Below are 22,264 nucleotides of genomic sequence, written 5' to 3' on the forward strand. Positions count from 1 at the left end.
CGGCGCGCCCTATGGTGCGGAAGCGGACGGGCCGCCGTCCGCCAGCAGGGTCGCGAGCCGCAGCAGCGCTTCCGTGGCGGGCCGGTCGGTGCGGTGGACCGCGAAGGTCCAGCCCTGGCGCCGGCAGGCTTCGGCGATGCGGTCCCGGTGGGCGGCGAGCTTCGCCAGGTAGGTGCCGCGCAGGCTGGCGGCCTGGCCGAGGCGGAGCCTCGCCGGCCCGTCCGTGTCGGCGAACTCGACGTGGCCCGCGAAGGGAAAGGTTTCCTCCACCGGGTCGCAGATGGCGACGACGTGGCCGAGCGCGCCCGCGGAGCCGAGCAGCGCCAGCCGGGACGCCACGTCGTCGGCCCCCGACAGGAGGTCGGACACGACGAGGGCGCGGGAGCGGGCCGGCAGCGGTTCGGGCGGGGGCAGCTCGTCGGCGGCGGAACGGGCGCCGTCCGGCCCCGCCAGCACCTCGGCGAAGCGGTCGACGACGTTGCGGGCCGCGATCGGCCGGGTCAGCCCCATCAGGGCCACGCGCTCGCCGCCGCGCACCAGCAGGTCGGCGGTGGCGAGGCCGAGCACCGTCGCGCGGTCGCGCTTCGACGCGCGGGCGAGGTCGGACGCGAAGTCCATGGACGGCGAGCGGTCCACCCACACCCACACGGTCTGGGCCGCTTCCCATTCGCGCTCGCGCACGTAGGTGCGGTCGTCGCGGGCGGAGCGGCGCCAATCGATGCGCGACGCGGACTCGCCCATGGTGAACGGGCGGAACTGCCAGAAGGCTTCGCCGACGCCGGAGCGCCGCCGGCCGTGCACGCCGTGCATCACGCTGGCGGCCGCTTCCCGCGCCGACACGGCGAGGTCGGGCAGGCGGCGGGCGAGGTCCAGCGCCGATTTCGCGTGGGACGCGCTCGCGGCGCGGTCGGCGGCGGCCGCCCCTGCCATCCGGGTCAGCCGAGCCGCGCCACGAGGCGCTCGACGATGGCGGGCACGGTTTCGCCGTCGGCGCGGGCCGCGAAGTTGAGCGACATGCGGTGCTTCAACACCGGCAGGGCCAGGGCGGCGACGTCGTCGAGCGAGGGCGACAGCCGGCCCTGGATGAGCGCGCGGGCCCGGCTGGCGAGCATCAGCGCCTGGGCGGCGCGGGGGCCGGGGCCCCAGGCGATGTGCTTGGACAGCGCCGCATCCTCGCCCGGCCGGGCCGAGCGCACGAGGTCGAGGATGGATTCCACCACGGAATCGCCCACCGGCAGGCGGCGCACGAGGCGTTGGATGCCCATCAGCTCCTCGGCCGTCATGGCGGGGCGGGCCACGGCGTCGCGGTCGCCCGTGGTCTCGATCAGCACGCGCTTTTCGGATGCGCGGTCCGGGTAGGGCACGTCGATCTGCATCAGGAAACGGTCGAGCTGGGCTTCGGGCAGCGGGTAGGTGCCCTCCTGCTCGATGGGGTTCTGCGTGGCGAGGACGTGGAAGGGGCGGGGCAGGTCGTGGCGCTCGCCCGCCACCGTGACGTGCCGCTCCTGCATGGCCTGGAGCAGCGCCGACTGGGTGCGGGGGCTGGCGCGGTTGATCTCGTCCGCCATCAGGAGCTGGCCGAAGATCGGCCCGCGCACGAAGCGGAAGGCGCGGCGGCCGTTCTCGGCCTCCTCCAGCACCTCGGAGCCGAGGATGTCGGCGGGCATGAGGTCGGGGGTGAACTGCACGCGGCGGGCGTCGAGCCCCAGCACGGTGCCGAGCGCGTCGACGAGGCGCGTCTTGGCGAGGCCCGGCAGGCCGACCAGGAGCCCGTGCCCCCCCGACAGGATGGACACCATCACCTCCTCGACGACCCGCTCCTGGCCGAAGATGACGGTGCCGACGGCGGCGCGCGCCGCCGCGATGGAGCCGAGCGCCGCCTCGGCGGCCTGGGCCGCATTCTCCTCGAGCGAGATGACGCCGGCGTTCTCCGCGTGGTCCTGAGCCGGCATGGAGCCATGTTCCCGATGGGCCCCGACGCGGGGAGCATCGGGACAGATTACGCCGGATCGGCCCCTTGTCGATATGCGGACCTGTCGCATAACTCTTCGGGGTGCCGGCCCGGCCGGCGGGGCCGCAATGGCGTGCGATGATGGCGAAAGCAAGTGACGGGCCGATCGGCGACTCCCCTGCGCTGTCGTCGCTGATCGCCGATGCGGCGGCGCGCCGGGGCCCCCCGCCCGTGCACCTGTGGAACCCGCCCTTCTGCGGCGACATCGACATGCGCATCGCGCGCGACGGTTCCTGGCACTACGGGGGTTCGCCCATCGCCCGGCCCGCGCTGGTGAAGCTCTTCGCGTCCGTGCTGCGGCGCGACGCCGAGCGCTTCGTGCTGGTGACGCCGGCCGAGATGGTCGGCATCGCGGTCGAGGACGCGCCTTTCGTGGGCGTGGAGCTGTCCGGGGATCCGCAGGGGGGCCTCCGGATCCGCACCAACCTCGACGAATGGGTGGAGATCGGCGACGCGCACCCGCTGCGCTTCGAGCCCGGGCCCGCGGGGGCGCTGAAGCCCTACGCGCTGGTGCGGGGGGACCTGTGGGCGCTGGTGGGCCGCCCGGTCTTCTACGAGCTCGCCGCCCTGGGCGAGGTGCGGGAGCGGGACGGCAAGGACGTGTTCGGCATCGCATCGGGGCCGAGCTTCTTCCCCATGATGGACGCGGCGGACCTCGGCGCCGTCGGGCCGGATCCCGCGCTTGGCTGAGGCTTCCGCCGGCGTCGCGGCCGCGATCACGGCCGCCGACATCGAGGCGCGGGCGCGGGCGCGGCTGTGCTTCGACCTGCCCGAGCGCTGGGCCGAGATCGACGGCGCCGGCGGCCTGTCGGGCGGCGGCGACCACGTGCTCGACGGCCGCGCCTTCTTCACCGGGGTGCCCCGCGCCGCCGCGGTGCTGGTGGGCATCGTGACGCACCACCCCGTGCCGACCGTGCTGCTGACGACGCGGCTGGCGAGCCTGCGCCAGCATTCGGGCCAGGTGGCCTTCCCGGGCGGCAAGGTGGACGCCTCCGACGCGTCGCCCCTGGCCGCGGCCCTGCGCGAGGCCGAGGAGGAGGTGGGGCTGGACCGCGCCGCCGTGACGCCGCTCGGCTACCTCGACACCTACCTCACCGGCACGGGCTTCATGGTGATGCCGGCCCTGTGCCTGATCCGCCCGCCGCTGCGCCTCCGCGTGAACCCGGCCGAGGTGGCGGACGCCTTCGAGGTGCCCCTGCCCTTCCTGATGGACCCCGCCAACCACCGCAGGGAAGCCCGGGAGGTGATGGGCCGGGCGCGGCACTTCTACGCCATGACGCACGGGGACCGCACGGTGTGGGGCGCCACCGCGGGCATGCTGCGCAACCTGTACGAGAGGCTCTACGGCTGATGGGCCGCGCGCTGCTCGACGTGCTCGTGCCGTTCCTGCTGCCTTTCGCCGGCTACGCCGCCTACCTCGTGCTGCGCCGGCGCTACCCCTTCGTGCTGTCCGCTTGGTCGCGCGGGCCCCTCGCCGGGCTGGTGGTGGGCGGGCTGGCCCTCGTCGTGCTGTCGCTGCTGGCGGCCGGGCTCTTCGGCCACCGCGGCCGGGGGGACTACGTGCCGGCCCATCTCGAGAACGGGGTGCTGGTGCCCGGAAGGATGGAGTGAGGCAGGGGAGCGATACGCGTTACCCTGCCTTCTCGTCCTCACCCGCCTCGGGAGACGCCCCTGCCCCGCCTCGACCTCGCCCCCTTCGTCGTCCCGCCCGAGCGCCACGCCCTCCACCTGCCCGCTTTCGTCCGCGCCGCCCTGCCGCCCACGGGTGTGACGGTCTTCACCGTGCCGGAGGACGCGTCGGACACGGCGGCCTTCAGCGCCCGTTACGGCTTCGCCCTCGACGACTGCGCCAACACCATCGTGCTGCGCTACCGCCAGGGCGGGGTCGACCGTCATGCCGCGGTGGTGAGCCTCGGGTCGCTCCGGCTCGACGTCAACGGGGCCGTCCGGGGGCATCTCGGCGCCAAGAAGGCGTCCTTCGCGAGCCGCGACGACGCGACGGCGCTGACCGGGATGGAGTTCGGCGGCATCACCGCCTTCGGCCTGCCCGAAGGCTGGCGGGTGCTGGTCGACGGCGCCGTGACCGAGCGGGCCGAGGTCGTCATGGGGGCAGGCCTCCGCGCGGCCAAGCTGCTGCTGCGGCCCGCCGTGCTCGCCGCCCTGCCGGGCGTGGAGGTGGCGGCGCTGACGGCGCGGGGATGAGGGAGGGGGCGTGTGGAGGGCGGAGCGGCCCGTCCTGGCACGCGTCTTGAAAGCCGTCTCGCCAAGCCAACCCCGACGCGAGCCCGCCCCATGCCCGACCTGTTCAGCCCCTACACGCTCAAGGGCGTGACGCTGCGCAACCGCATCGCCATGTCGCCCATGACCATGTACAACTCGGTCGACGGCAAGCTCGACGACTACCACGTGAGCTACCTCGGCGCCCGCGCGGCCGGCGGCTTCGGCCTGGTGTTCGGCGAGCAGATGGCCATCACGCCGGACGGCCGCACCACCACCTCCTGCGCCGGCATCTGGGACGACGCGCAGATCGAGGGCCACGCCCGCGTCTGCTCGATCATCGAGCGCATGGGCGGCGTGCCCGCCATCCAGCTCGGCCACACCGGGCGCAAGGGCAGCGAGCTGCCGCCCCACAAGGGCACCAACGAGCAGGGCACCTGGAAGCAGCTGCCGCCCGACCACGAGCACGGCTGGGAATGCGTGGCGCCGTCCGCCATCCCCTACGGCGGCGGCGGCCACATCTACCCGGTGCGCGAGCTTTCGATCGACGACATCCACGCGCTGCACCGGTCCTACGCCGACGCGGCGAAGCGGGCGCTCGCGGCCGGCTACAAGTGGCTGGAGATGCACTATGCCCACGGCTACCTCGGGGCGTCCTTCTTCTCTCCGCTCGCCAACCAGCGCACCGACCGGTACGGCGGCTCGGTCGAGAACCGCGTCCGCTTCCACCTCGAAGCGCTCGACGCGGTCAGGGCCGTGTGGCCGGAAGAATACCCCCTGACCATGCGGCTCGGCTCGGACGACCTCCACCCCGAGGGCGTGCAGTTCGACGACTCGATCCTCGCCATCCGCATGATGAAGGAGCACGGGCTCGACCTCGCGGACCTCAGCCTCGGCTTCAACACCGACGAGATGACCAACCCGCCGATGAACGAGGTCGGCTTCATGCTGAAGCGCGCCAACCGGGTGCGCGAGGAGGTCGGCATCCCGGTGGCGACGAGCTGGAACCTCGGCGTGCCCGCCAACGCCGACCGCGCGGTCCGCGAGGAGCTGATCGACCTCGTGTTCCTGGGCCGGCCCGCGCTCGCCAACCCGCACTGGCCCGTGTGGGCGGCGCGCGAACTGCGGCACGAGGACCCGTTCCACCTCGTGCCGCAGGACTGGGCCTGGTGGCTGCGCAACTTCCGCGGCCACGGCCCTTCCATCGGCCTGCCCCCCGCCGGAGGGGAAGCGGAAGGCCGGGCGGCGTGAGCGGCGACGTCGCCGCTGCGGCGCAGCAAGAATAGGCGACCGTCACATCACTGACATGGACCGCCTCCTGGCAGTCTCGTCCATGGTTATCGCAAGCAAAGCCGCGCTCCGGCGCTTGCGGGCGCACGGCATTTCGCTATGACTCCGCCGCGCGGCGAATCGTCTTCGCCCGCGGGAGACACGCCATGGATCGTCGCAACCTGATCGCGGGAGCCGGCACCCTCGCCGCCTGGGCGGCCCTGCCGGGTGTGGCCCGCGCCGCCGGCGAGCCCACCCGCATCACGTTCTGGCACGCCATGCCGGCCGCCAACGGCGAAGAGGTCAACCGCATCGTGCGGGACTTCAACGCCAGCCAGTCCGACGTGGTGGTGGACGCCGTGTTCAAGGGCACCTACCCCGAAACGCTGACGGCCTCCATCGCGGCCTATCGCGCCGGGCAGGCGCCGCACATCGCCCAGGTCTTCGAGGTCGGCACCGGCACGATGCTGCAGGCCGGCCCCGCCATCAAGCCGGCCTGGAAGCTCGCCGAGGAGACCGGCTTCGCGCTCGACCCGAAGAGCTACGTCCCCGGCGTGCGCGGCTATTACAGCCTGCCCGACGGCAAGCTCGCCTCCATGCCGTTCAACTCCTCGACGGCGGTCATGTGGTACAACAAGGACGCCTTCGAGAAGGCCGGCCTCGACCCCGAGAAGCCGCCCGTCACCTATGCGGAGTTCGACGCGGTCGCCCGCACCCTGGCGGCGAAGGCGCCGACACCCATCGCCACCACCACGGCCTGGATGCCCTGGATCCAGTTCGAAGAATTCGCCGCGATCCAGAACCTCGCCTACGCCACCGAGGGGGATGGCTACGATGGGCTCGGCGCGCAGCTGCTCGTCAACGGGAAGCCCTTCGTGGCGCAGCTGCAGCGCTTCCTCGACCTCAGCAAGGAGGGCGCCTTCAAATACACGGGCCGCGACTCCGCTCCGGACATGACCTTCTATTCCGGCCAGGCCGCCATCGGCTTCGGCTCCTCCTCGGGCCGCGCCGACATCGTCAAGAACGCGAAGTTCCGGTACAGCGAGGCCCTGCTGCCGACGGACCCTTCGCTGAACCCGAAGCCGAACAATTCCATCATCGGCGGCGCCAGCCTGTGGGCGCTCACCGCCCCGAACCGCACCGAGGCCGAGTACAAGGCGGTGGCGAAGTTCTACGCCTTCATCTCGCAGCCCGAGCAGGTGGCGCTCTACGCCCAGCACACCGGCTACGTGCCGGTGACCACGGCCGGCTACGCCGCCACCAAGCAGGCGGGCTACTACGAGAAGAACCCCGGCACCGAGGTGCCGGTGCAGCAGTTGGAGCGCGGCGAGCTCACGCCGAACTCGCGCGGGTTGCGCCTCGGCCGCCTGCCCGAGATCCGCGCCGTCATCTACGAGGAGATCGAGAAGGCGCTGCAGGGCCAGCAGGGCGCGCAGGCCGCCCTGGACGTCGCGGTGGAGCGCGGCAACAAGGTGCTGCGCGACTTCCAGAAATCCGCGCGCGGCTGACCCGCCGCCGCCCATGGAACGCCGGACGCTTTTCCCGGGGCGGGCGCTGCCCGCCCTGCTGATCCTGCCGCAGCTCGTCCTGACGGCGGTGTTCTTCCTGTGGCCGGCCGCCCAGGCCATCTGGCTCAGCACCCGGCGCGAGGACGCCTTCGGGACCAGCACGGCTTTCGTCGGCCTGGAAAACTTCGCCGACCTGTTCGCCGACCCGCTCTACGTGGCGGCGGCCGGGCGCACCGCGCTGTTCTGCACGGCCGTCACCGCGCTGGCCATGGGGGCCGCGCTGCTGCTCGCCGTCTTCGCCGACGCCGAGATCCGCGGCCGCGCCTTCTACCGCACCATGCTGATCTGGCCCTACGCGGTCGCGCCCGCCATGGCGGCGGTGCTGTGGGTGCTGATGTTCCAGCCGCAGATCGGCCTCGTCGGCGCTTGGCTGAACCGGGTCGGGATCCGCTGGGACTACAGGCTCGACGGGACGGAGGCGATGGCGCTGGTGATCGGGGCCGCCGCCTGGAAGCAGGTCAGCTATAACTTCATCTTCTTCCTGGCGGGGCTGCAGGCCGTGCCGAAGACGATCATCGAGGCCGCCCGCATCGACGGCGCCCGCGGGTTCCACCGCTTCCGCACCATCGTGCTGCCGCTGCTGATGCCCACCGTGTACTTCCTGCTGGTGGTCGACGTGGTCTACGCGGCCTTCGACACGTTCGCGACCGTCTACGCCCTCACGCAGGGCGGCCCCGGCCAGTCCACCCAGACGCTGGTGCTCAAGGTGTACCTCGACGGCATCGTCAACGCCGACGTCGGCTCCTCGTCGGCGCAGTCGGTGGTGCTGATGGCGGGGGTGATCCTGCTGTCCTCGCTGCAGTTCAGGTTCCTCGGACGGAAAAGCGCGACGTGACCATGGTCCACGGCGGAACATCGTGTCCCTCCCCCACCCCGAGCGGGGCGCGGATCGCCCGCGTCGAAGCACGGGACGGCGCTCCCGTTCCCCTTCCGCGTCCGGCCACGGGCGGGCGGCCATGACCTCCCGCCTCCTCCCCCACGCCGTGTTGGTCGCGGCCCTGCTCGTCTTCGCCCTGCCGATCTGGATCGCGGTCGTGGGCGCTACGCAGGAGTCCTCGGCCATCGCGCGGGGCGAGATGTCGCTGCTGCCGAACCTGTCGGGCTTCGGCGTCTTCGGCGACGTGCTGATGAACGGCGCCACCGGGACCGGGCCGGTGTGGCGCGAGCTGCTGGTGTCGGCCGGGATGGCGCTCGCCATCGCGCTCGGCAAGATCGCCGTCTCGATCCCCTCGGCCTATGCGGTGGTGTTCTTCCGCTTTCCGTTCCGCATGACGGCCTTCTGGCTGATCTTCCTCACGCTGATGCTGCCCGTGGAGGTCCGGCTCATCCCGACCTTCCAGGTCATGTCGTCGCTGAACCTGATCAACAGCTTCACGGGCCTCACGGTGCCGCTGATCGCTTCCGCCACGGCGACGCTGCTGTTCCGGCAAACCTTCGCGACCCTGCCCGACGAGCTGGTCGAGGCGGCGCGGATGGACGGCGCCGGGCCGCTGCGGTTCCTGTTCGACGTGGTGATCCCCATGTCGGCCGCCAACATCGCGGCGCTGTTCGTGATCCTCTTCGTCTACGGCTGGAACCAGTACCTGTGGCCGCTGCTGGTCGCCACCGACCCGCACCTCGACACGGTGGTGATCGGCATCGTCAAGATGATCGGGCTCGACCGCGAAACGGAGTGGAACAAGGTGATGGCCACGGCCGTGCTGGCGCTGGTCCCGCCCGTGGCGGTCGTGCTCCTGATGCAGCGCTGGTTCGTCAAGGGCCTCACGGAAGGGGACAAGTGATGGCCGGGCTGACCCTGCAGGACCTGCGCAAGAGCTTCGGCGGCACCGAGATCCTGAAGGGGGTCGACCTCGACCTCCCCGACGGGGAGATGCTGGTGATCGTCGGCGCGTCCGGCTGCGGCAAGTCCACGCTGCTGCGCCTCGTCGCCGGGCTGGAAACGCCGACGGCGGGCCGCATCCTCATCGACGGGCGCGACGTGACGGGCGTCGACCCGTCGGCGCGCGACATCGCCATGGTGTTCCAGAACTACGCGCTCTATCCGCACATGAGCGTGTTCGACAACATGGCCTACGGGCTGAAGATCCGCGGCCTGTCGCGCGCGGACATCCGCGCCAAGGTCGACGAGGCGTCGGCGCTGCTGGGGCTCGACGCGCTGCTCGCCCGCAAGCCGCGCCAGCTGTCGGGCGGACAGCGCCAACGGGTCGCCATGGGGCGCGCCATCGTGCGCGATCCGAAGCTGTTCCTCTTCGACGAGCCGCTGTCCAACCTCGACGCCAAACTGCGGGTGCAGATGCGCGGCGAGATCCGCCGCCTGCAGCGCCGCCTCGGGGTGACGAGCCTCTACGTCACCCACGATCAGGTCGAAGCCATGACGCTCGGCGACCGCCTGCTGGTGATGCACGACGGCGTTCCGGTGCAGTTCGCCACCCCCATGGACGTCTTCGAGCGCCCGGCCGACACCTACGTGGCGGGTTTCATCGGCTCTCCGGCCATGAACCTCCTGCCCGGCATCCTCGAGCGCGACGGCTCCGCCGTGACGGTCGGCGGCGTCACGATCCCCCTCGCCGGGCGGCGCTTCACCGGCGCCGGGGGCCACCCCGTCACGGTCGGCATCCGCCCCGAGCACGTGGTGGTCGACCCGGCCGGCGCCGAATGGCCCGTCGAGCTGGTCGAGCCGCTGGGCTCGGAAACGCTGGTCCACGCGGCCCGGCCGGGCGGTGCGACGCTGACGGTGAAGCTCGCGGGGGGCGGCACCGACGTGGGCGGCATGGTGCCGGTGCTGTTCCCGCCCGAACACCTGCACGTCTTCGATCGGAACACGGGGCGGCGGATGGAGCCGGCGAACGCGGCCTGACGGGGCGGCCGCACCGCGGACGACGCTTCGCCCGGCCTTCCCGGACGCCGGCGGATTGACAAGCCGCCGCCGCGGCGTGTTCGCTCGCCCGTCCCGCATCGTCGGGACGGGAAACCGCCGGACGTCCATGGTTGAAGCGCGCTGCATCGATCTGCCCGGCCCACGGCCCCGCCCGCCGTCCGCGGCGGCCGACGCGCGGGGGCCGTCGTGGCGTCGCTGAGCCTGCGCATCGACCTCGACCCCGGCGGACGCATCGGCCCCGGCAAGATCGAGCTCCTGGAAGCCATCGCGGCCCTGGGCTCCATTTCGGCGGCCGGGCGCGCCATGGACATGTCGTACCGCCGGGCGTGGACGCTGGTGGAGGAGGTCAACGCCATCTTCGGCCGTCCGGCGGTCGAGAGCCAGGCCGGCGGCCGGCGGGGCGGCGGGGCGCGCCTGACGGCCCTCGGGGTGGCGCTGGTGAGCGGTTTCCGCGCCGTCGAGCGGGCCGCCGCGGAGGCCGCAGCCGAACACCTCGCGGCCCTTCAGGGCGAGGTCGCGCCCCCCGGCCCGGACGCGCCGGAGCGGTAGCCCGCGGCGGCCCGTGCGGCTTGACGCCGCCGCCGGGCCGCGCCAGCCTGCACGCATAGCGGCCGACAGAGCCGCGGACCTGCCCCCGGGGGAACCGCCATGCGACGCCTGATCCTCAAAGCCGGCCTGGCGGCCGCGCTGCTCGCGGCCGGCGGCCTCGCGGCGCGGGCCGAAGGCCCCATCGTCATCAAGTTCAGCCACGTCACCACGGCGGACACGCCGAAGGGCAAGGGTGCCGACAGGTTCGCCGAACTCGCGGCGAAATACACGGACGGCCGGGTCAAGGTCGAGGTCTACCCCAACTCGACGCTGTACAAGGACAAGGAGGAGGTCGAAGCGCTGCAGCTCGGCGCCGTGCAGATGCTGGCGCCCTCGCTGGCGAAGTTCGGCCCCCTGGGCGTCAAGGAGTTCGAAGTCTTCGACCTCCCCTACATCCTGCCCGACAAGGCGGCGCTGCGCCGCGTCACCGACGGCGAGGTCGGCCGCAAGCTGCTCGGCAAGCTCGACGCCCACGGCATCCATGGCCTCGCCTATTGGGACAACGGCTTCAAGATCATGAGCGACAACAGGCCGTTGCGCGATGTGGCCGATTTCCGCGGGCAGAAGTTCCGCATCCAGTCGTCGAAGGTGCTGGAAGCGCAGTTCAAGGCGCTCGGCGCCCTGCCCCAGGTTCTCGCCTTCTCGGACGTGTACCAGGCGCTGCAGACGGGCGTGGTCGACGGTTCCGAGAACACGCCCTCCAACATGTACACGCAGAAGCACTACGAGGTGCAGAAGTACGCCACCCTGTCGGACCACGGATACATCGGCTACGCGGTGATCGTGAACAAGGCGTTCTGGGACGGGCTGCCGGCGGACGTGCGGGGCGGGCTGGAGCGGGCCGTGTCGGAAGCCACGCTCTACGCCGACGGCGCCGCCCAGAAGGACAACGACGACGCGCTGGCGGCCATGAAGGCGTCGGGCAGGACCGAGTTCATCGCGCTGACGCCCGAGCAGAAAGCGGCCTGGCAGAAGGCGCTGGAGCCCGTCACGGCCGAAATGTCGTCGCGCATCGGCAAGGACACGATCGAAAGCTTCAGGAAGGCCGCCGCCGGCGCGACGAACTGACCCCCGGCCGGCCCGCCCCATGCTCCTGCGCATCCTCGACCGGCTCGAGGAAACCCTCATCGCCTCCCTGATGGCCGGGGCGACGCTCCTCATCTTCGCTTCCGTGGTGCAGCGCTTCGCCGCCGGCACCGCCCTGCTCTACCCCTACGCCAGCGGCTTCGACCTCACCTGGGCGCAGGAGCTGTGCATCTTCATGTTCATCTGGATGGCCAAGTTCGGCGCCGCCTACGGGGTCCGCACCGGCATCCACGTCGGCGTGGACGTGCTGGTGATCAAGCTCCCGCCCCGCGCCAGGACGGCGGCGATCCTGTTCGGCCTCTTCGCCGGGGCGCTCTTCACCGCCTCGGTGGGCACCATGGGGGCGCGCTTCGTGTACGGGCTGATGGGCACGGACCAGACCACGCCCGACCTCGAATGGCCGAGCTGGACCGTGTACCTGTGCATCCCGCTCGGCTCCTACCTCATGTGCTTCCGCTTTCTGCAGGCCGCCTGGGGCTTCTGGCGCACGGGAGCGCTGCCGCACCGCGACCTCGGCCGCGTCGCGGGCGTGCCGGACGCCGCCGACGCGCTGGAGGCCCACCCGTGACCGCCGCGGTCATCTTCGGGCTGCTGGTCGCGCTGCTGCTCACCGGCATGCCGGTGTCGATCGCGCTGGGCCTCACCGTGCTGTCGTTCCTGTTCGTCGCCACGACGGTGCCGATCGAGAGCGTCGGACTGAAGCTGTTCACCGGCCTCGACAACTTCGCCATCATGGCGATCCCGTTCTTCATCCTGGCCGGGACCTTCCTGACCCACGGCGGGGTCGCGAAGCGCATGATCCGCTTCACCACGACGCTGGTCGGGCATTGGCCGGGCGGGCTCGGGCTCGCGGGCGTCGCCGCCTCGGCGCTGTTCGCCGCCGTGTCGGGGTCGAGCGTCGCCACCGTGGTCGCCATCGGCTCCATCATGCTGCCCGCCATGGTCGAGGCCGGATATCCCAAGCGCTTCGGCGCGGGCGTCATCACCACCTCGGGGTCGCTCGGCATCCTGGTGCCGCCGTCCGTCATCCTGGTGCTCTACGGCGTGTCGACCAACACCTCCATCGGGGCGCTGTTCATGGCGGGCGTGGTGCCCGGCATCCTGCTGGCGCTGGTGCTGGGCGGCCTCACCGCCGCCATCGCGTGGCGGCGCGGCTACCCGCGCCTGCCCCGCGCCACCTGGGGCGAGCGGTTCCGCGCCTTCCGCGACAGCTTCTGGGGCCTGGCGCTCATCGGCATCGTGCTCGGCGGCATCTACGGCGGGGTGTTCACCCCCACGGAGGCGGCCGCGGTGGCGGCCGTCTACGCCTTCGTGGTGTCGGTCTTCGTGTATCGCGACATGGGGCTGAAGGACGTGCCCCGCGTGCTGCTCGCCGCCGCCAACACGTCGGCGATGCTGCTCTACATCATCGCCAACGCCATCCTGTTCTCCTTCCTGATGACCAGCGAGAACATCCCCCAGGCCATGGCGGCCTGGATCGTGGCGCAGCACTTCGGGGTCGGGACCTTCCTCATCGTCGTCAACCTCGTGCTGCTGCTCGCCGGCAACGTCATGGAGGCGACCTCCATCCTGCTCATCATGGCGCCGATCCTGTTCCCCATCGCCAAGGGCCTGGGGGTGGACCCGGTGCATCTCGGCGTGCTGATGGCGGTCAACATGGAGGTGGGCCTGTGCCACCCGCCGGTGGGGCTGAACCTTTACGTGGCTTCCGGCATCACCCGCATGGGCATCACGGAGCTGACCGGCGCCGTGTGGCCCTGGCTCGTCGCCATGCTGGTCTTCCTGGCGTTCGTCACCTACGTGCCCGCGGTGTCGCTGGCGCTGCCGCACCTGCTCGGGATGAGGTGAGGGTGGCGCGGCGCCTTCACGCCGCGCGCAGCCCGTCCGCGGGGAGCGCCCGGCAGCGGTTGCGGCCCTCGGCCTTGGCCCCGTAGAGGGCGGCGTCGGCTCCCGCCACGAGGTCGCTCGCCACGCCGCCGGCGGACGGGCGGCCGGAAGCCACGCCGAGGCTGATCGTCACGACGCCGCCGATCCCCAGCGGATGCGGCAGGGCGAGGGCCTCGACGGCGGCGCGCAGGTCCTCGGCGACGAGCAGCGCCCGCGCGTCGTCGCAGCCCGGGATCAGCACCACGAACTCTTCGCCGCCGCAGCGGCAGGCGAGGCCGCCCCGCCCGCGCGCGCCGGCGTCGAGCCGCCCCGCGATGGCCCGGAGGACGCCGTCGCCCGCCGGGTGCCCGAACAGGTCGTTGTAGCTCTTGAACGTGTCGGCATCGATCATCAGCAGCGCCAGCGGCTCGTCCGCCTCGGCGGCGTGGCGCCATTCGTCGGCCAGCACGGCTTCGAAGCGGCGGCGGTTGGCGAGGCCCGTCAGCGCGTCCGTCCCGGCGAGCCGCGACAGCTCCGCTTCCGCGGCGGAACGCCGGCCGAGCTCGCGGGCGAGCGCCAGCGACAGCCCCAGCACGCCGAGGCACAGCAGCGTCAGCAGGCCCGCCACCGCGGCGGCGCGGCGCCACCAGCCCGCGTAGTCGCCCTCGCCCGCCACTTCGACGGCCTGGATCAGCGGCAGGTCGCCGACGCGGTGATAGGAGATGATGCGCCGGCGGCCGTCGATGGGGGACTCGCCCTCGAAGGTGCCGTCGTGCGACGAGCGCATGCGGTTGAAGCTGTCGCCGCCGCCGGCCCACAGGCGCACGTCGGACTGCACGAAGGGCTCGCGGGTGATCACCGTGCCGTCCGTGCGGAACAGCGTCACGGCGCTGTCCGGCCCGATGCGGAGCGCGGCGTAGAGCTTGCCGAGGTAGCTGAGGTCGAGCGTGCCCATGGCCACGCCGGCGAAGGCCCCGTCCGCGCCGGCGATCCGGCGGCTCAGCGCCACGATCCAATGGCCGGACAGGCGGCTGCGGAACGGCTTGGACACGTAGAGGCCCACGCTGGTGGTGCCGGCATGGACGCGGAAGTAATCGCGGTCGCTGAAGTCGGTGCCGATCTGGACGGCACCGCTCGACTGCCCGACGACGCGGCCGTCGCCGTCGAGCACCATGACGGTGCCGAAGCCCGGCGCCCGCATGGCGTTGTCGAACAGCATCAGGTCGCGCAGCCGCGGGGCGAGGCCCTGCACGTCGGGCATCTGCCATTGTTCGGCGACGCCCTGCAGCGAAAAGTCGAGGAGCTCGATGTTGCGGTCGACCTCCCCGGCCACCGCCGCCGCCACGGTTTCCCCCGAAGCGCCGAGCACGCGGCCGACGTCGCGGTGCCATGCCGCCATCACGAAGGTGAAGACCAGGCAGATCGCCACCAGCACGAGCGCCGTGAGGGCCGGCAGGGCGGCCCGCCCCCCGCCCAGGCGGGGCGGGACGCGCGGCGCCCTCACGCGCTCTTCCGGGGTGGCGGCGCGGCGCGGCACGCGGCGAAGTCGGCCATCGGCATGGGTTTGCCGAACAGGTAGCCCTGGGCTTCGCGGCACCCGAACCCCACGAGCGCGGAGGCCTGCTCGGGCGTTTCGATCCCTTCCGCGATGACGTCCAGGCCCAGGCTGGCCCCGAGCGCGATCACCGCCTTGACGATGGCGGCGTCGTCCGGGTCGGTTCGGAGGTCGCGCACGAACTCCCGGTCGATCTTGAGCCGCGTCAGCGGGTAGCGCTTCAGCAGGCTCAGCGATGCGTAGCCGGTGCCGTAATCGTCGAAGGCCACGCCGACGCCGAGGCCGCGCAGGCGCCGCAGCGGCGCGATGACGCTTTCGTCGAGGCCCAGGACCGTGGTTTCCGTGATCTCCAGCTCGCACAGCGGCCCCGGCAGGCCGGTCGCCGCCAGCGCGTCGGCCACGACGTCGAACAGCCCCGGGTCGCGCAGCTGGGCGGCGAACAGGTTGATGCCCATGCGCAGGGGAACGCCGCGCGCGTCCATCAGGGCCGCGAAGGCGCAGGCTTCCCGGATGATCCACCGGCCGACCGGCACCGCCATGTCGCTGGTTTCCAGCACCGGCAGGAAGGCGGCGGGCGACAGGAGGCCGCGCTCCGGATGGCGCCAGCGCAGCAGGGCTTCGGCGCCCACCAGCCCGCCGCCGGGCAGCTGGACCTGCGGCTGGACGTGGAGCTCGAACTCGCCGCGCTCCAGCGCGCCCCGCAGCTCCCCCTCGATGCGGTGCCGCTCCTCGGCCCGCTCCCCGAGTTGCGGCTCGAAGACCTCGAAACGGCGTCCCCCCGCCATCTTGGCCTGCTGCAGCGCCAGCAACGCCCGCTTGAGCACGCAATCCGCCCCCAGGGCGACGGACGGGTCGGGGGCCAGCACCACGCCGACGCTGGCGCCGAGGTGGCACAGGGCGCCGCCGACCGGGAAGGGCTCCCCGAGCCGCTCGACGAGGCTCCGGGCCAGGGCGGCGGCGAGCGCCGCGGCATCGGCGCCCGCCACCAGCACGCCGAACTCGTCGGCGCCGAGCCGCGCCACGACCGCCGCCGCGCCCACCGCCGCGCGGACGCGCCCCGCCGCGGCGACGAGCACGCGGTCGCCGGCCGCGGTGCCCAGGGTGCCGTTCACCGCCTTGAAGCGGTCGAGCCCCACCTGCAGCACGGCGAAGCGGTCGACGGTCGACAGCGCGTGGTCGACGCGCTCGAGGAACTGCGCGCGGTTCGGCAGGTCGGTGAGCCGGTCGAAATGGGTGAGGTGGCGCACGCGTTCCCGGGTCCGGTCGCGTTCGGACAGGTCGCGGATGATGGATCCCACGTTGACGTGGTCGCCGTCCCGCCAGGTCGCCAGCGAGATCTCGATGGGAACACGGGTTCCGTCGCGGCGAAGGCCGATCGCCTCGACGGTCCGGGGGGCGGCATCCTCGCCCTCGGCGAAGCGGCGCGCCATCAGCTCCCGGTGACGCGGCCGGAACTCGGCGGGGACGAGCGTGGCCAGGGGCCGGCCCACCATCTCGTCGCGGGTGTGCCCGAAGATGCGCTCGGCGGCGGCGTTCCAGAAGGTCACCGCGCCGGCGTCGTCCGAGCACACGATGGCGTCGGGCGTGGCCGCCGCCATCCGCATGGCGGCGCGGCGCATCGTGTCGAGCCGCCGCTGCTCGAGCTGGTCCATGACGATCCGGGCCAGGCTTCGGAGCAGCCCGCATTGACGCTCGGTGAGGGGTGGGCGGGGGACCGCGTCGATCACGCAGATGGCGCCCAACCGATGCCCCTTCGGGGTGACGATGGGCACCCCCGCGTAGAAGCGGATGAAGGGCTCCCCCGTCACCATCGGGTTGTGGCGGAACCGCGGGTCGTCCAGCGCGTCCGGCACCACCATGACGTCGCCGCGGGCCATGGCGTGGGTGCAGAACGACACGTCCCGCCTCGTCGCGCGCCCGTCGAAGCCGACGCGCGCCGACGCGACGAGCTGCTCGCACCCGTCATCGAAGGACACCAGCGCGGTCGGGACCTCGAACAGGTCGGCGGCCAGGCGAACGACATGCTCGAAGGCCCCCTCCGGCGCCGGCCCGTCGAGGCTGTAGCTCTTCAGGACGTCGAGCGTCGCGCGTTCGGCATCGCGAGGACGGGGGGTGTCAGGCTGCATGTGGGAGACCGGACCATCGGGTTTCTCGGAAAGATTGCAGCAACTCGCTACCAACGTCTTTCACGCGACACGATGGACGCTCCAGGGCGCGAGTTCTTTCCGCCCGGGGTTCGGGAGCCTGTGGCGCCTCTGCCCTGTCGTCCGCCGCCGGATGCGCGCCGGCGACGGCGGCACCTGTCGCGCTTTCCGGTCGGGAAGGGGCGTTCGCGCCGCCTTCGGCCCGCGGAGCTCGCCCACGCGATCCTGCTTTTCGCCCCTGTGAGGGAAGGCGGACATGCGCGGGCCAACCCAACGACCGTCAGCTCGGGCGGCGAACGGGCGGGACGCCCGGCCGCCGAACTCACCCGGCCCGCGCCACCATCGTCGCCGTGTCGAGGTCGAAGCTGCCGTCCGCCTGGATCGCGAAATGCGCCCGCACCGCCGCCGAAGCGCCGTCCTGCAGCGCCCGGATGGCCGCGGCGGTGGCGGGCGGCACGGACGTGCGGGCGATCCAGGTCGGGAACACCATGCGGAGCTTGCGCCGCGTGGCGCGTTCGACCGCGAAACCGGCGCGGGACAGCATGGCAAGCCATTCGGCCACGGCGTAGTCCCGGACGTGGGACGCATCGCGCAGCAGTTCCACGGCCTGGAGGTGGGTGTCGGCGGCGCGGTCCGGCGGCGCCACGACATCCATGAACACCGCGAGCCCGCCGGGCTTCAACACGCGCCGGGCTTCCCGCAGCCCGGCCTCGACGTCCGACCAGTGGTGCGCCGTGAAGCGGCACAGCACGGCATCGAAGGCGTCCGCGTCGAAGGGCAGGGCTTCGGCGGCGGCCTGCCGGGTTTCGACGTTGGCGAGGCCGCGCTCGGCCGCCGTGCGGGCCACGGCGTCCAGCATGGCGGGGGTGACGTCGCAGGCCACCACGGATCCGGCATGCGGGGCCGCGCGGTAGCTGACGTGGCCGCCGCCGCAGCCGAGGTCGAGCACGCGGCCGAGGCCGGCGCCGCGGATGTGGTCCTCCATCTCGTCGAGGTCGGCGCCCTGGCTGTGGTCGCGGCTGTCGACATAGGCCTGGGCGCGGGGCGCGTAGTGGCCGGCGGTGAAGCTGTTCTGCGTGCGGGACAACGGGTGCTCTCCGGGGAACGGGTGCGGCCCTTCTGCCCGCCGCGGGCGACCGCTATAAGGCCATGACTCATCCTGTGATCCGCGGTTCCCCCCATGCTGCTCCCGGCCGAGCGCCGTCGCCTGCTCGGCATCTTCGTGCGCTCCCGGCGCGAAGCCCTGCCCCCGACGGCGGGGGGACGCCGCCGCACGCCGGGCCTGCGCCGCGAGGAGGTGGCGGCGCGCTGCGGCATCTCCACCGCCTGGTATGCCTGGGTCGAGCAGGGCCGCGACATCGCGCTGTCGCCGGGCACGCTCGGCCGCCTCGCCGGCGCGCTCGCCCTCGCCCCGGCGGAGCGGGCCTACCTGTTCGAGCTGGCGCTGCAGCGCGACCCCCACCCCGGGGCGCCGGGCTCCGACGCCGTCCCGCCCGCGCTCGAGGCCGCCCTCGCCGCGATGGCGGCGCCCGCCTACCTGCTGGACCGGCTGTGGCGCGCCCGCGCCTGGAACGAGGCCGCGGCGCGGCTGTTCGCGCCCTGGCTCGGCGGCTCCGAACCCTGCCTCCTCGCCTTCGTGTTCCGCGATCCCGCGGCGCGGGGCCTCATCGTCGATTGGGAGGAGCGGGCCCGCCGCGTCATCGCCGAGTTCCGCGCCGACACGGCCCGGGCGCCCGACGACCCGGCGCTGCTCGCCCTCGTGGCGGGCCTGCGCGCCGACAGTTCCGATTTTTCGCGCCTGTGGGACGGCCACGCCGTGGCGGCCCGCGACGGCGGGGCGCGGCGCTTCCGCCATCCGGAAGACGGGATCCTCGACTATGAGCAGGTGACCCTCGTCCCCGCCGCGCACCCGGACCACAAGATCGTGATGCTGCTCCCCCGCCCCACCCCTTCCGCCGCATGACGGACCGCCCCCTCCGCCTCGCCGCCGACGGCCGCCTCGAACCCCGCCCCGACGGCACCCCCCTACTCGACGACCCGCGCCTCGCCCGCGTGCTCGACCTGCTCGACCGCGACGGCGAGGAAGCGCGCGTGGTCGGCGGCGCGGTGCGCAACGCGCTGCTCGGCCTGCCGCCCGGCGACATCGACGTCGCCACAACCGCCCTCCCCGCGGCCGTGACGGCCCGCGCCAAGGCGGCGAAGGTCCGCGCCATCCCGACCGGCATCGCGCACGGCACCGTGACGCTGGTCAGCGGCGGCCTTCCCGTCGAGGTGACGACCCTGCGCGAGGACGTCGAGACCGACGGGCGCCACGCGGTGGTGAAGTTCGGCCGGGACTTCGCGCGCGACGCCGAGCGGCGCGACTTCACCGTCAACGCCCTGTCGCTGGGCCGCGACGGGCGCGTGCACGACACGACGGGCGGGGTCGCCGACCTCGCGGCGGGGCGCCTGCGCTTCATCGGCGACGCGGCGACGCGCATCCGCGAGGACTACCTCCGCATCCTGCGCTTCTTCCGCTTCCACGCCACCTACGGGGTCGGCCCGCTCGACGCGGACGGGCTCGCCGCCGCGGTGGCGGGGCGGGACGGGCTCGACCGCCTGAGCCGCGAGCGGGTGCGCGGCGAGATGCTGAAGCTGCTCGCCGCTCCGGGCGCCGTCGGCGTGCTGCGGACGCTGGACGCGACGGGGCTGCTCGCCCGCATCCTCGGCGCCCCGGGCGACGTCGGCCGGCTGGCGCGGCTCGGCGATGCCGACCCCGCCCTGCGCCTGCACGCGCTGGCGGTGCGGGACGGCGCCGACGTCGAGCGGCTGCGCGACGGGTTGAAGCTGTCCAACGCCGAGCGGGACCGCATGCTGGCGGCCCTAGCGGCGACGGCGTCGGACGCGCTGTCGGGGGGCGGCCCGCCGTCTTCCCGATCCGTCCGCGCCCTGCTGTTCGACCACGGCCGGGCGGCGGCGCGGGACGCGCTCCTCCTGGCCGCGGCCCGTGGCGAAAGGTCGGAAGGCTGGCGCGTCGCGCTCGACGCCGCCGAGGGCGACATCCCGGCGATGCCGTTCTCCGGCAAGGACGTGGTGGCGAGGGGCTTCAAGGGGCCGGCGGTCGGCGAAGCCGTGGCACGCTTCCGCGCGGCCTATCGCGAGGCGGGCTTCCCGGACGACGAGGCGACCCGCGCGGCCCTGCTCGAGGCGAGCCTCGCCGCCCCGGACGGCGCCCCCCCTCCCCCCTGACGGGAAGGGGGAGCCCTGGGCCGCGAAGGCGGGTGCGACCCCGCCTCCGCGTGCTCACATCGCGTGGGCGGCGAGGAGCTTCTCGATCTCGGGGATCGGGTGGTGGGTGTAGTCCTTCGCGATCTCGCACACGACGCGCTTCCGCGCTTCCGCGCTGAGGTCCTTGCGGATCTCCGCCAGGCACTTCGGCGGGGCCACGATCACCAGTTCACGGAAGCCGTTCTCGTGGGCGGAAGCGTTGATGCGCTGGGCCACGTGGGCGGCGAAGCGGTCCTCCTCGACCTGGTGGAAGTCGGTCCCGCCCATCGAGCCCACGCGGGTCCCGTTGGCGGCGTGGCCGCGGCCCGGCGCGTCGCTGCCCTGGTCGCGGGTGGCGGGGTTCTTCTGCTGCTCGACGTCGAGGCGGCGCAGGTTGAGGATCTCGTGGTCGCCGTCGTTGTGCAGGAAGAGCGCCTTCTTGCCGTCGCCGACCAGCACCCAGGCGCCGTAATGGACCTTCAGCGTCGCCATCTCGGTCTTCTTTCTCGAATCGGGCGTCGGGCCGCATGTCCGGGTCCGACGATCGCCCCCGCGGCCTCCCGCCGTTGCGGGTAGGGCTCCAACGGCGTGACGTGCCGATTGTTCACGCCGGCGGGACGGCGCCGCGTCGCGCCCCCACGGGCCCGGACGCCGCCGCCGACGCGCCGGGCGCGAGTTCGCACCACAACACGCGGGCGGCGTCGACCGGCCCCGGCATCTGCAGACGCCCCGCGGGGGCGCGGGCGAAGCCGAAGCGCCGGTAATAGGGCTCGTCGCCCACCAGCATGACGAGGCCGTGGCCGGCGGCGCGCGCCGCGTCCAGCGAGCGCACCACGAGCCCCGCCGCGATGCCCCGGCCGCGGAAGGCCGGGTCCACCGTCAGCGGCCCGAGCATCAGCGCGGGCGCGTCGCCGATGCGGATCGGCGTCATGCGGTTCGCGCCGACCAGCAGCGTCGACACCCGCGCCACGAAGCACAGGTCCCAATCGGGCTCCGCCACCTCGCGCAGCCGGTAGGCGGTGCGGGCGAAGCGCCCCGGCCCGAAGGCGCGCTCGGCCAGGCGCTCCACCGCGGCGGCGTCGGCCGCCGCTTCCCGCACCACGACGACGGACAGGCTGAGGGAGGATTCGGTCATGGAAGCGCTCATGCGGGGGATCATACAGCCGCCCGCCCGGCCGTCGAGCGGGCCACGCTCACCAGTCCGCCGTCGGCTCGCGCCCGTCGTAGATCTCGCCCAGGCGCGCCCGCGTGGCCGGGGTGGTGCCCTCGGGCAGGCGCGAGCGCGGGAAGAACCCGGCCTCGGCGATCTCCCAGTCGGCCCGGCGGGGCGCTTCCACGCGGAACCGGCGCACGCGGTACAGCGCGACGTGGTCGCGCCGCGACGCGCGGCGGTTGAAGTAGAGGCCGACGAGCTCCGGCGGGCCTTCCACCGCGATGGCGCATTCTTCCCGCACTTCGCGCAACACCGCCTCGCCGGCGGTTTCGCCGACCTCCACGGCGCCCCCCGGCAGGTGCCAGCCCGCCACGTAGGTGTGCCGCACCAGGAACACCTCCGCCCCGTCCGGGCCGTCGCGCTCCACGGCGGCCCGCACCCCCATGGTGAGGGGGCGCACGAAGCGCGCGCTCCCGTGGATCAGCCGGGGCATGAGGCGCTGCACGCCGCCCGGCACCCGAACGCTCCACCCCATGCCGCACCTCCACGTCGCCCCGGCCCCTGTAGCACGGGCCGCCCCGCCTTGACGCGGGACGAGGCGCGGGCGACAGGGACCGGCGGCGCTCCCCCGCCGGCGTCGGCCGGGAGGAGGGCCGCGAGCCCGCGCGATGCCCGGGCGGAGC

At 73.2% G+C, this 22,264-nt stretch carries 23 protein-coding genes; 15 read left to right on the forward strand and 8 right to left on the reverse strand.

From position 1 onward, the window contains the following. Nucleotides 1-9: 9 nt before the first annotated feature. Both D3273_RS02495 and D3273_RS02500 read right to left on the reverse strand, forming a co-directional pair. Nucleotides 10-930, reverse strand: a complete 921-nt coding sequence (locus D3273_RS02495) for a DUF58 domain-containing protein (protein ID WP_129223182.1) — start codon at nucleotides 928-930, stop codon at nucleotides 10-12. A gap of 5 nt (nucleotides 931-935) precedes the next feature. Further along, the gene (locus D3273_RS02500; RefSeq protein WP_129223184.1) at nucleotides 936-1,952 is read right to left on the reverse strand and encodes an AAA family ATPase; all 1,017 of its coding nucleotides are present in this window, start codon (nucleotides 1,950-1,952) and stop codon (nucleotides 936-938) included. Between the two features lie 140 nt (nucleotides 1,953-2,092). On the opposite strand from D3273_RS02500, the gene D3273_RS02505 reads away from it, so the two are divergent. The 13 genes from D3273_RS02505 (at nucleotide 2,093) to D3273_RS02565 (ending at nucleotide 13,465) form a co-directional block, all read left to right on the forward strand. Then, nucleotides 2,093-2,701 carry a DUF1285 domain-containing protein gene (locus D3273_RS02505; protein WP_129223186.1) on the forward strand — a complete coding sequence of 203 codons (609 nt, stop codon included), beginning with the start codon at nucleotides 2,093-2,095 and terminating at the stop codon, nucleotides 2,699-2,701. Further along, nucleotides 2,694-3,362, forward strand: a complete 669-nt coding sequence (locus tag D3273_RS02510; RefSeq protein ID WP_245500950.1) for a CoA pyrophosphatase — start codon at nucleotides 2,694-2,696, stop codon at nucleotides 3,360-3,362. The genes D3273_RS02505 and D3273_RS02510 overlap by 8 nt, the downstream gene beginning before the upstream one ends. After that, on the forward strand, nucleotides 3,362-3,622 hold the full coding sequence (locus tag D3273_RS02515) for a DUF6111 family protein (RefSeq protein ID WP_129223188.1): 261 nt from the start codon (nucleotides 3,362-3,364) through the stop codon (nucleotides 3,620-3,622). The genes D3273_RS02510 and D3273_RS02515 overlap by 1 nt, the downstream gene beginning before the upstream one ends. 156 nt (nucleotides 3,623-3,778) lie before the next feature. Beyond that, nucleotides 3,779-4,213: a YbaK/EbsC family protein gene (locus D3273_RS02520; protein WP_207210641.1), complete on the forward strand. Its 435-nt coding sequence runs from the start codon at nucleotides 3,779-3,781 to the stop codon at nucleotides 4,211-4,213. A gap of 90 nt (nucleotides 4,214-4,303) precedes the next feature. After that, the gene (locus D3273_RS02525; protein WP_129223192.1) at nucleotides 4,304-5,479 is read left to right on the forward strand and encodes an oxidoreductase; all 1,176 of its coding nucleotides are present in this window, start codon (nucleotides 4,304-4,306) and stop codon (nucleotides 5,477-5,479) included. Between the two features lie 185 nt (nucleotides 5,480-5,664). Then, nucleotides 5,665-7,005: a sn-glycerol-3-phosphate ABC transporter substrate-binding protein UgpB gene (gene ugpB / locus D3273_RS02530; RefSeq protein ID WP_129223194.1), complete on the forward strand. Its 1,341-nt coding sequence runs from the start codon at nucleotides 5,665-5,667 to the stop codon at nucleotides 7,003-7,005. Nucleotides 7,006-7,018: 13 nt separating this feature from the next. Next, nucleotides 7,019-7,900: an ABC transporter permease subunit gene (locus D3273_RS02535; RefSeq protein ID WP_129223196.1), complete on the forward strand. Its 882-nt coding sequence runs from the start codon at nucleotides 7,019-7,021 to the stop codon at nucleotides 7,898-7,900. 121 nt (nucleotides 7,901-8,021) lie between these two features. Continuing rightward, nucleotides 8,022-8,846: a sn-glycerol-3-phosphate ABC transporter permease UgpE gene (ugpE, locus tag D3273_RS02540; protein ID WP_129223198.1), complete on the forward strand. Its 825-nt coding sequence runs from the start codon at nucleotides 8,022-8,024 to the stop codon at nucleotides 8,844-8,846. Beyond that, a complete protein-coding gene (locus tag D3273_RS02545) occupies nucleotides 8,846-9,922 on the forward strand; it encodes an ABC transporter ATP-binding protein (protein WP_129223200.1) in 1,077 nt (358 codons plus the stop codon). The genes ugpE and D3273_RS02545 overlap by 1 nt, the downstream gene beginning before the upstream one ends. Nucleotides 9,923-10,129: 207 nt before the next feature. Further along, nucleotides 10,130-10,492, forward strand: coding sequence for a winged helix-turn-helix domain-containing protein (locus D3273_RS02550; protein ID WP_129223202.1), 363 nt, complete (start codon nucleotides 10,130-10,132; stop codon nucleotides 10,490-10,492). 99 nt (nucleotides 10,493-10,591) lie between these two features. Further along, nucleotides 10,592-11,599, forward strand: coding sequence for a TRAP transporter substrate-binding protein (locus D3273_RS02555; protein WP_129223204.1), 1,008 nt, complete (start codon nucleotides 10,592-10,594; stop codon nucleotides 11,597-11,599). A 19-nt stretch (nucleotides 11,600-11,618) separates the two neighbouring features. Then, nucleotides 11,619-12,185: a TRAP transporter small permease gene (locus D3273_RS02560; RefSeq protein ID WP_129223206.1), complete on the forward strand. Its 567-nt coding sequence runs from the start codon at nucleotides 11,619-11,621 to the stop codon at nucleotides 12,183-12,185. Further along, entirely contained in the window at nucleotides 12,182-13,465 is a 1,284-nt protein-coding gene (locus D3273_RS02565) for a TRAP transporter large permease (RefSeq protein ID WP_129223208.1), read from the forward strand. The genes D3273_RS02560 and D3273_RS02565 overlap by 4 nt, the downstream gene beginning before the upstream one ends. A gap of 16 nt (nucleotides 13,466-13,481) precedes the next feature. Here the strand turns inward: D3273_RS02565 and D3273_RS02570 are convergent, their stop codons facing one another. The 3 genes from D3273_RS02570 to D3273_RS02580 form a co-directional block, all read right to left on the reverse strand. Further along, entirely contained in the window at nucleotides 13,482-14,987 is a 1,506-nt protein-coding gene (locus D3273_RS02570; RefSeq protein ID WP_129223210.1) for a sensor domain-containing diguanylate cyclase, read from the reverse strand. Further along, nucleotides 14,984-17,164 (reverse strand): putative bifunctional diguanylate cyclase/phosphodiesterase, encoded by a 2,181-nt coding sequence (locus D3273_RS02575; RefSeq protein ID WP_129223212.1) that lies wholly within the window; start codon nucleotides 17,162-17,164, stop codon nucleotides 14,984-14,986. Before D3273_RS02575 ends, D3273_RS02570 begins: the two co-directional genes overlap by 4 nt. 340 nt (nucleotides 17,165-17,504) lie before the next feature. Beyond that, nucleotides 17,505-18,269 carry a class I SAM-dependent methyltransferase gene (locus tag D3273_RS02580; protein ID WP_245500951.1) on the reverse strand — a complete coding sequence of 255 codons (765 nt, stop codon included), beginning with the start codon at nucleotides 18,267-18,269 and terminating at the stop codon, nucleotides 17,505-17,507. Nucleotides 18,270-18,362: 93 nt separating this feature from the next. On the opposite strand from D3273_RS02580, the gene D3273_RS02585 reads away from it, so the two are divergent. Continuing rightward, a complete protein-coding gene (locus tag D3273_RS02585) occupies nucleotides 18,363-19,145 on the forward strand; it encodes a helix-turn-helix transcriptional regulator (protein ID WP_129223214.1) in 783 nt (260 codons plus the stop codon). Then, on the forward strand, nucleotides 19,142-20,410 hold the full coding sequence (locus tag D3273_RS02590) for a CCA tRNA nucleotidyltransferase (RefSeq protein WP_129223216.1): 1,269 nt from the start codon (nucleotides 19,142-19,144) through the stop codon (nucleotides 20,408-20,410). The genes D3273_RS02585 and D3273_RS02590 overlap by 4 nt, the downstream gene beginning before the upstream one ends. 54 nt (nucleotides 20,411-20,464) lie before the next feature. Here D3273_RS02590 and D3273_RS02595 read toward each other — a convergent pair whose 3' ends face one another. The 3 genes from D3273_RS02595 to D3273_RS02605 all read right to left on the reverse strand — a co-directional run bounded on the left by D3273_RS02595 (nucleotide 20,465) and on the right by D3273_RS02605 (nucleotide 22,116). Continuing rightward, the gene (locus D3273_RS02595) at nucleotides 20,465-20,920 is read right to left on the reverse strand and encodes a host attachment family protein (RefSeq protein WP_207210643.1); all 456 of its coding nucleotides are present in this window, start codon (nucleotides 20,918-20,920) and stop codon (nucleotides 20,465-20,467) included. 112 nt (nucleotides 20,921-21,032) lie between these two features. Further along, a complete protein-coding gene (locus D3273_RS02600) occupies nucleotides 21,033-21,563 on the reverse strand; it encodes a GNAT family N-acetyltransferase (protein WP_129223218.1) in 531 nt (176 codons plus the stop codon). A 58-nt stretch (nucleotides 21,564-21,621) separates the two neighbouring features. Then, nucleotides 21,622-22,116 (reverse strand): NUDIX domain-containing protein, encoded by a 495-nt coding sequence (locus tag D3273_RS02605; RefSeq protein ID WP_129223220.1) that lies wholly within the window; start codon nucleotides 22,114-22,116, stop codon nucleotides 21,622-21,624. Between the last annotated feature and the right edge of the window lie 148 nt (nucleotides 22,117-22,264).

This window comes from Lichenibacterium minor, from assembly GCF_004137685.1.
Lineage (GTDB): Bacteria > Pseudomonadota > Alphaproteobacteria > Rhizobiales > Beijerinckiaceae > Lichenihabitans > Lichenihabitans minor.

Coding starts and splice junctions, on each gene's coding strand:
- D3273_RS02560 (WP_129223206.1), top strand. CDS start 11,619: ATGCTCCTGCGCATCCTCGACCGGCTCGAGGAAACCCTCATCGCCTCC.
- D3273_RS02590 (WP_129223216.1), top strand. CDS start 19,142: ATGACGGACCGCCCCCTCCGCCTCGCCGCCGACGGCCGCCTCGAACCC.
- D3273_RS02600 (WP_129223218.1), bottom strand. CDS start 21,563: ATGACCGAATCCTCCCTCAGCCTGTCCGTCGTCGTGGTGCGGGAAGCG.
- D3273_RS02595 (WP_207210643.1), bottom strand. CDS start 20,920: ATGGCGACGCTGAAGGTCCATTACGGCGCCTGGGTGCTGGTCGGCGAC.
- D3273_RS02575 (WP_129223212.1), bottom strand. CDS start 17,164: ATGCAGCCTGACACCCCCCGTCCTCGCGATGCCGAACGCGCGACGCTC.
- D3273_RS02495 (WP_129223182.1), bottom strand. CDS start 930: ATGGCAGGGGCGGCCGCCGCCGACCGCGCCGCGAGCGCGTCCCACGCG.
- D3273_RS02535 (WP_129223196.1), top strand. CDS start 7,019: ATGGAACGCCGGACGCTTTTCCCGGGGCGGGCGCTGCCCGCCCTGCTG.
- D3273_RS02515 (WP_129223188.1), top strand. CDS start 3,362: ATGGGCCGCGCGCTGCTCGACGTGCTCGTGCCGTTCCTGCTGCCTTTC.
- D3273_RS02555 (WP_129223204.1), top strand. CDS start 10,592: ATGCGACGCCTGATCCTCAAAGCCGGCCTGGCGGCCGCGCTGCTCGCG.
- D3273_RS02605 (WP_129223220.1), bottom strand. CDS start 22,116: ATGGGGTGGAGCGTTCGGGTGCCGGGCGGCGTGCAGCGCCTCATGCCC.
- D3273_RS02525 (WP_129223192.1), top strand. CDS start 4,304: ATGCCCGACCTGTTCAGCCCCTACACGCTCAAGGGCGTGACGCTGCGC.
- D3273_RS02545 (WP_129223200.1), top strand. CDS start 8,846: ATGGCCGGGCTGACCCTGCAGGACCTGCGCAAGAGCTTCGGCGGCACC.
- D3273_RS02585 (WP_129223214.1), top strand. CDS start 18,363: ATGCTGCTCCCGGCCGAGCGCCGTCGCCTGCTCGGCATCTTCGTGCGC.
- ugpB (WP_129223194.1), top strand. CDS start 5,665: ATGGATCGTCGCAACCTGATCGCGGGAGCCGGCACCCTCGCCGCCTGG.
- D3273_RS02500 (WP_129223184.1), bottom strand. CDS start 1,952: ATGCCGGCTCAGGACCACGCGGAGAACGCCGGCGTCATCTCGCTCGAG.
- D3273_RS02505 (WP_129223186.1), top strand. CDS start 2,093: ATGGCGAAAGCAAGTGACGGGCCGATCGGCGACTCCCCTGCGCTGTCG.
- ugpE (WP_129223198.1), top strand. CDS start 8,022: ATGACCTCCCGCCTCCTCCCCCACGCCGTGTTGGTCGCGGCCCTGCTC.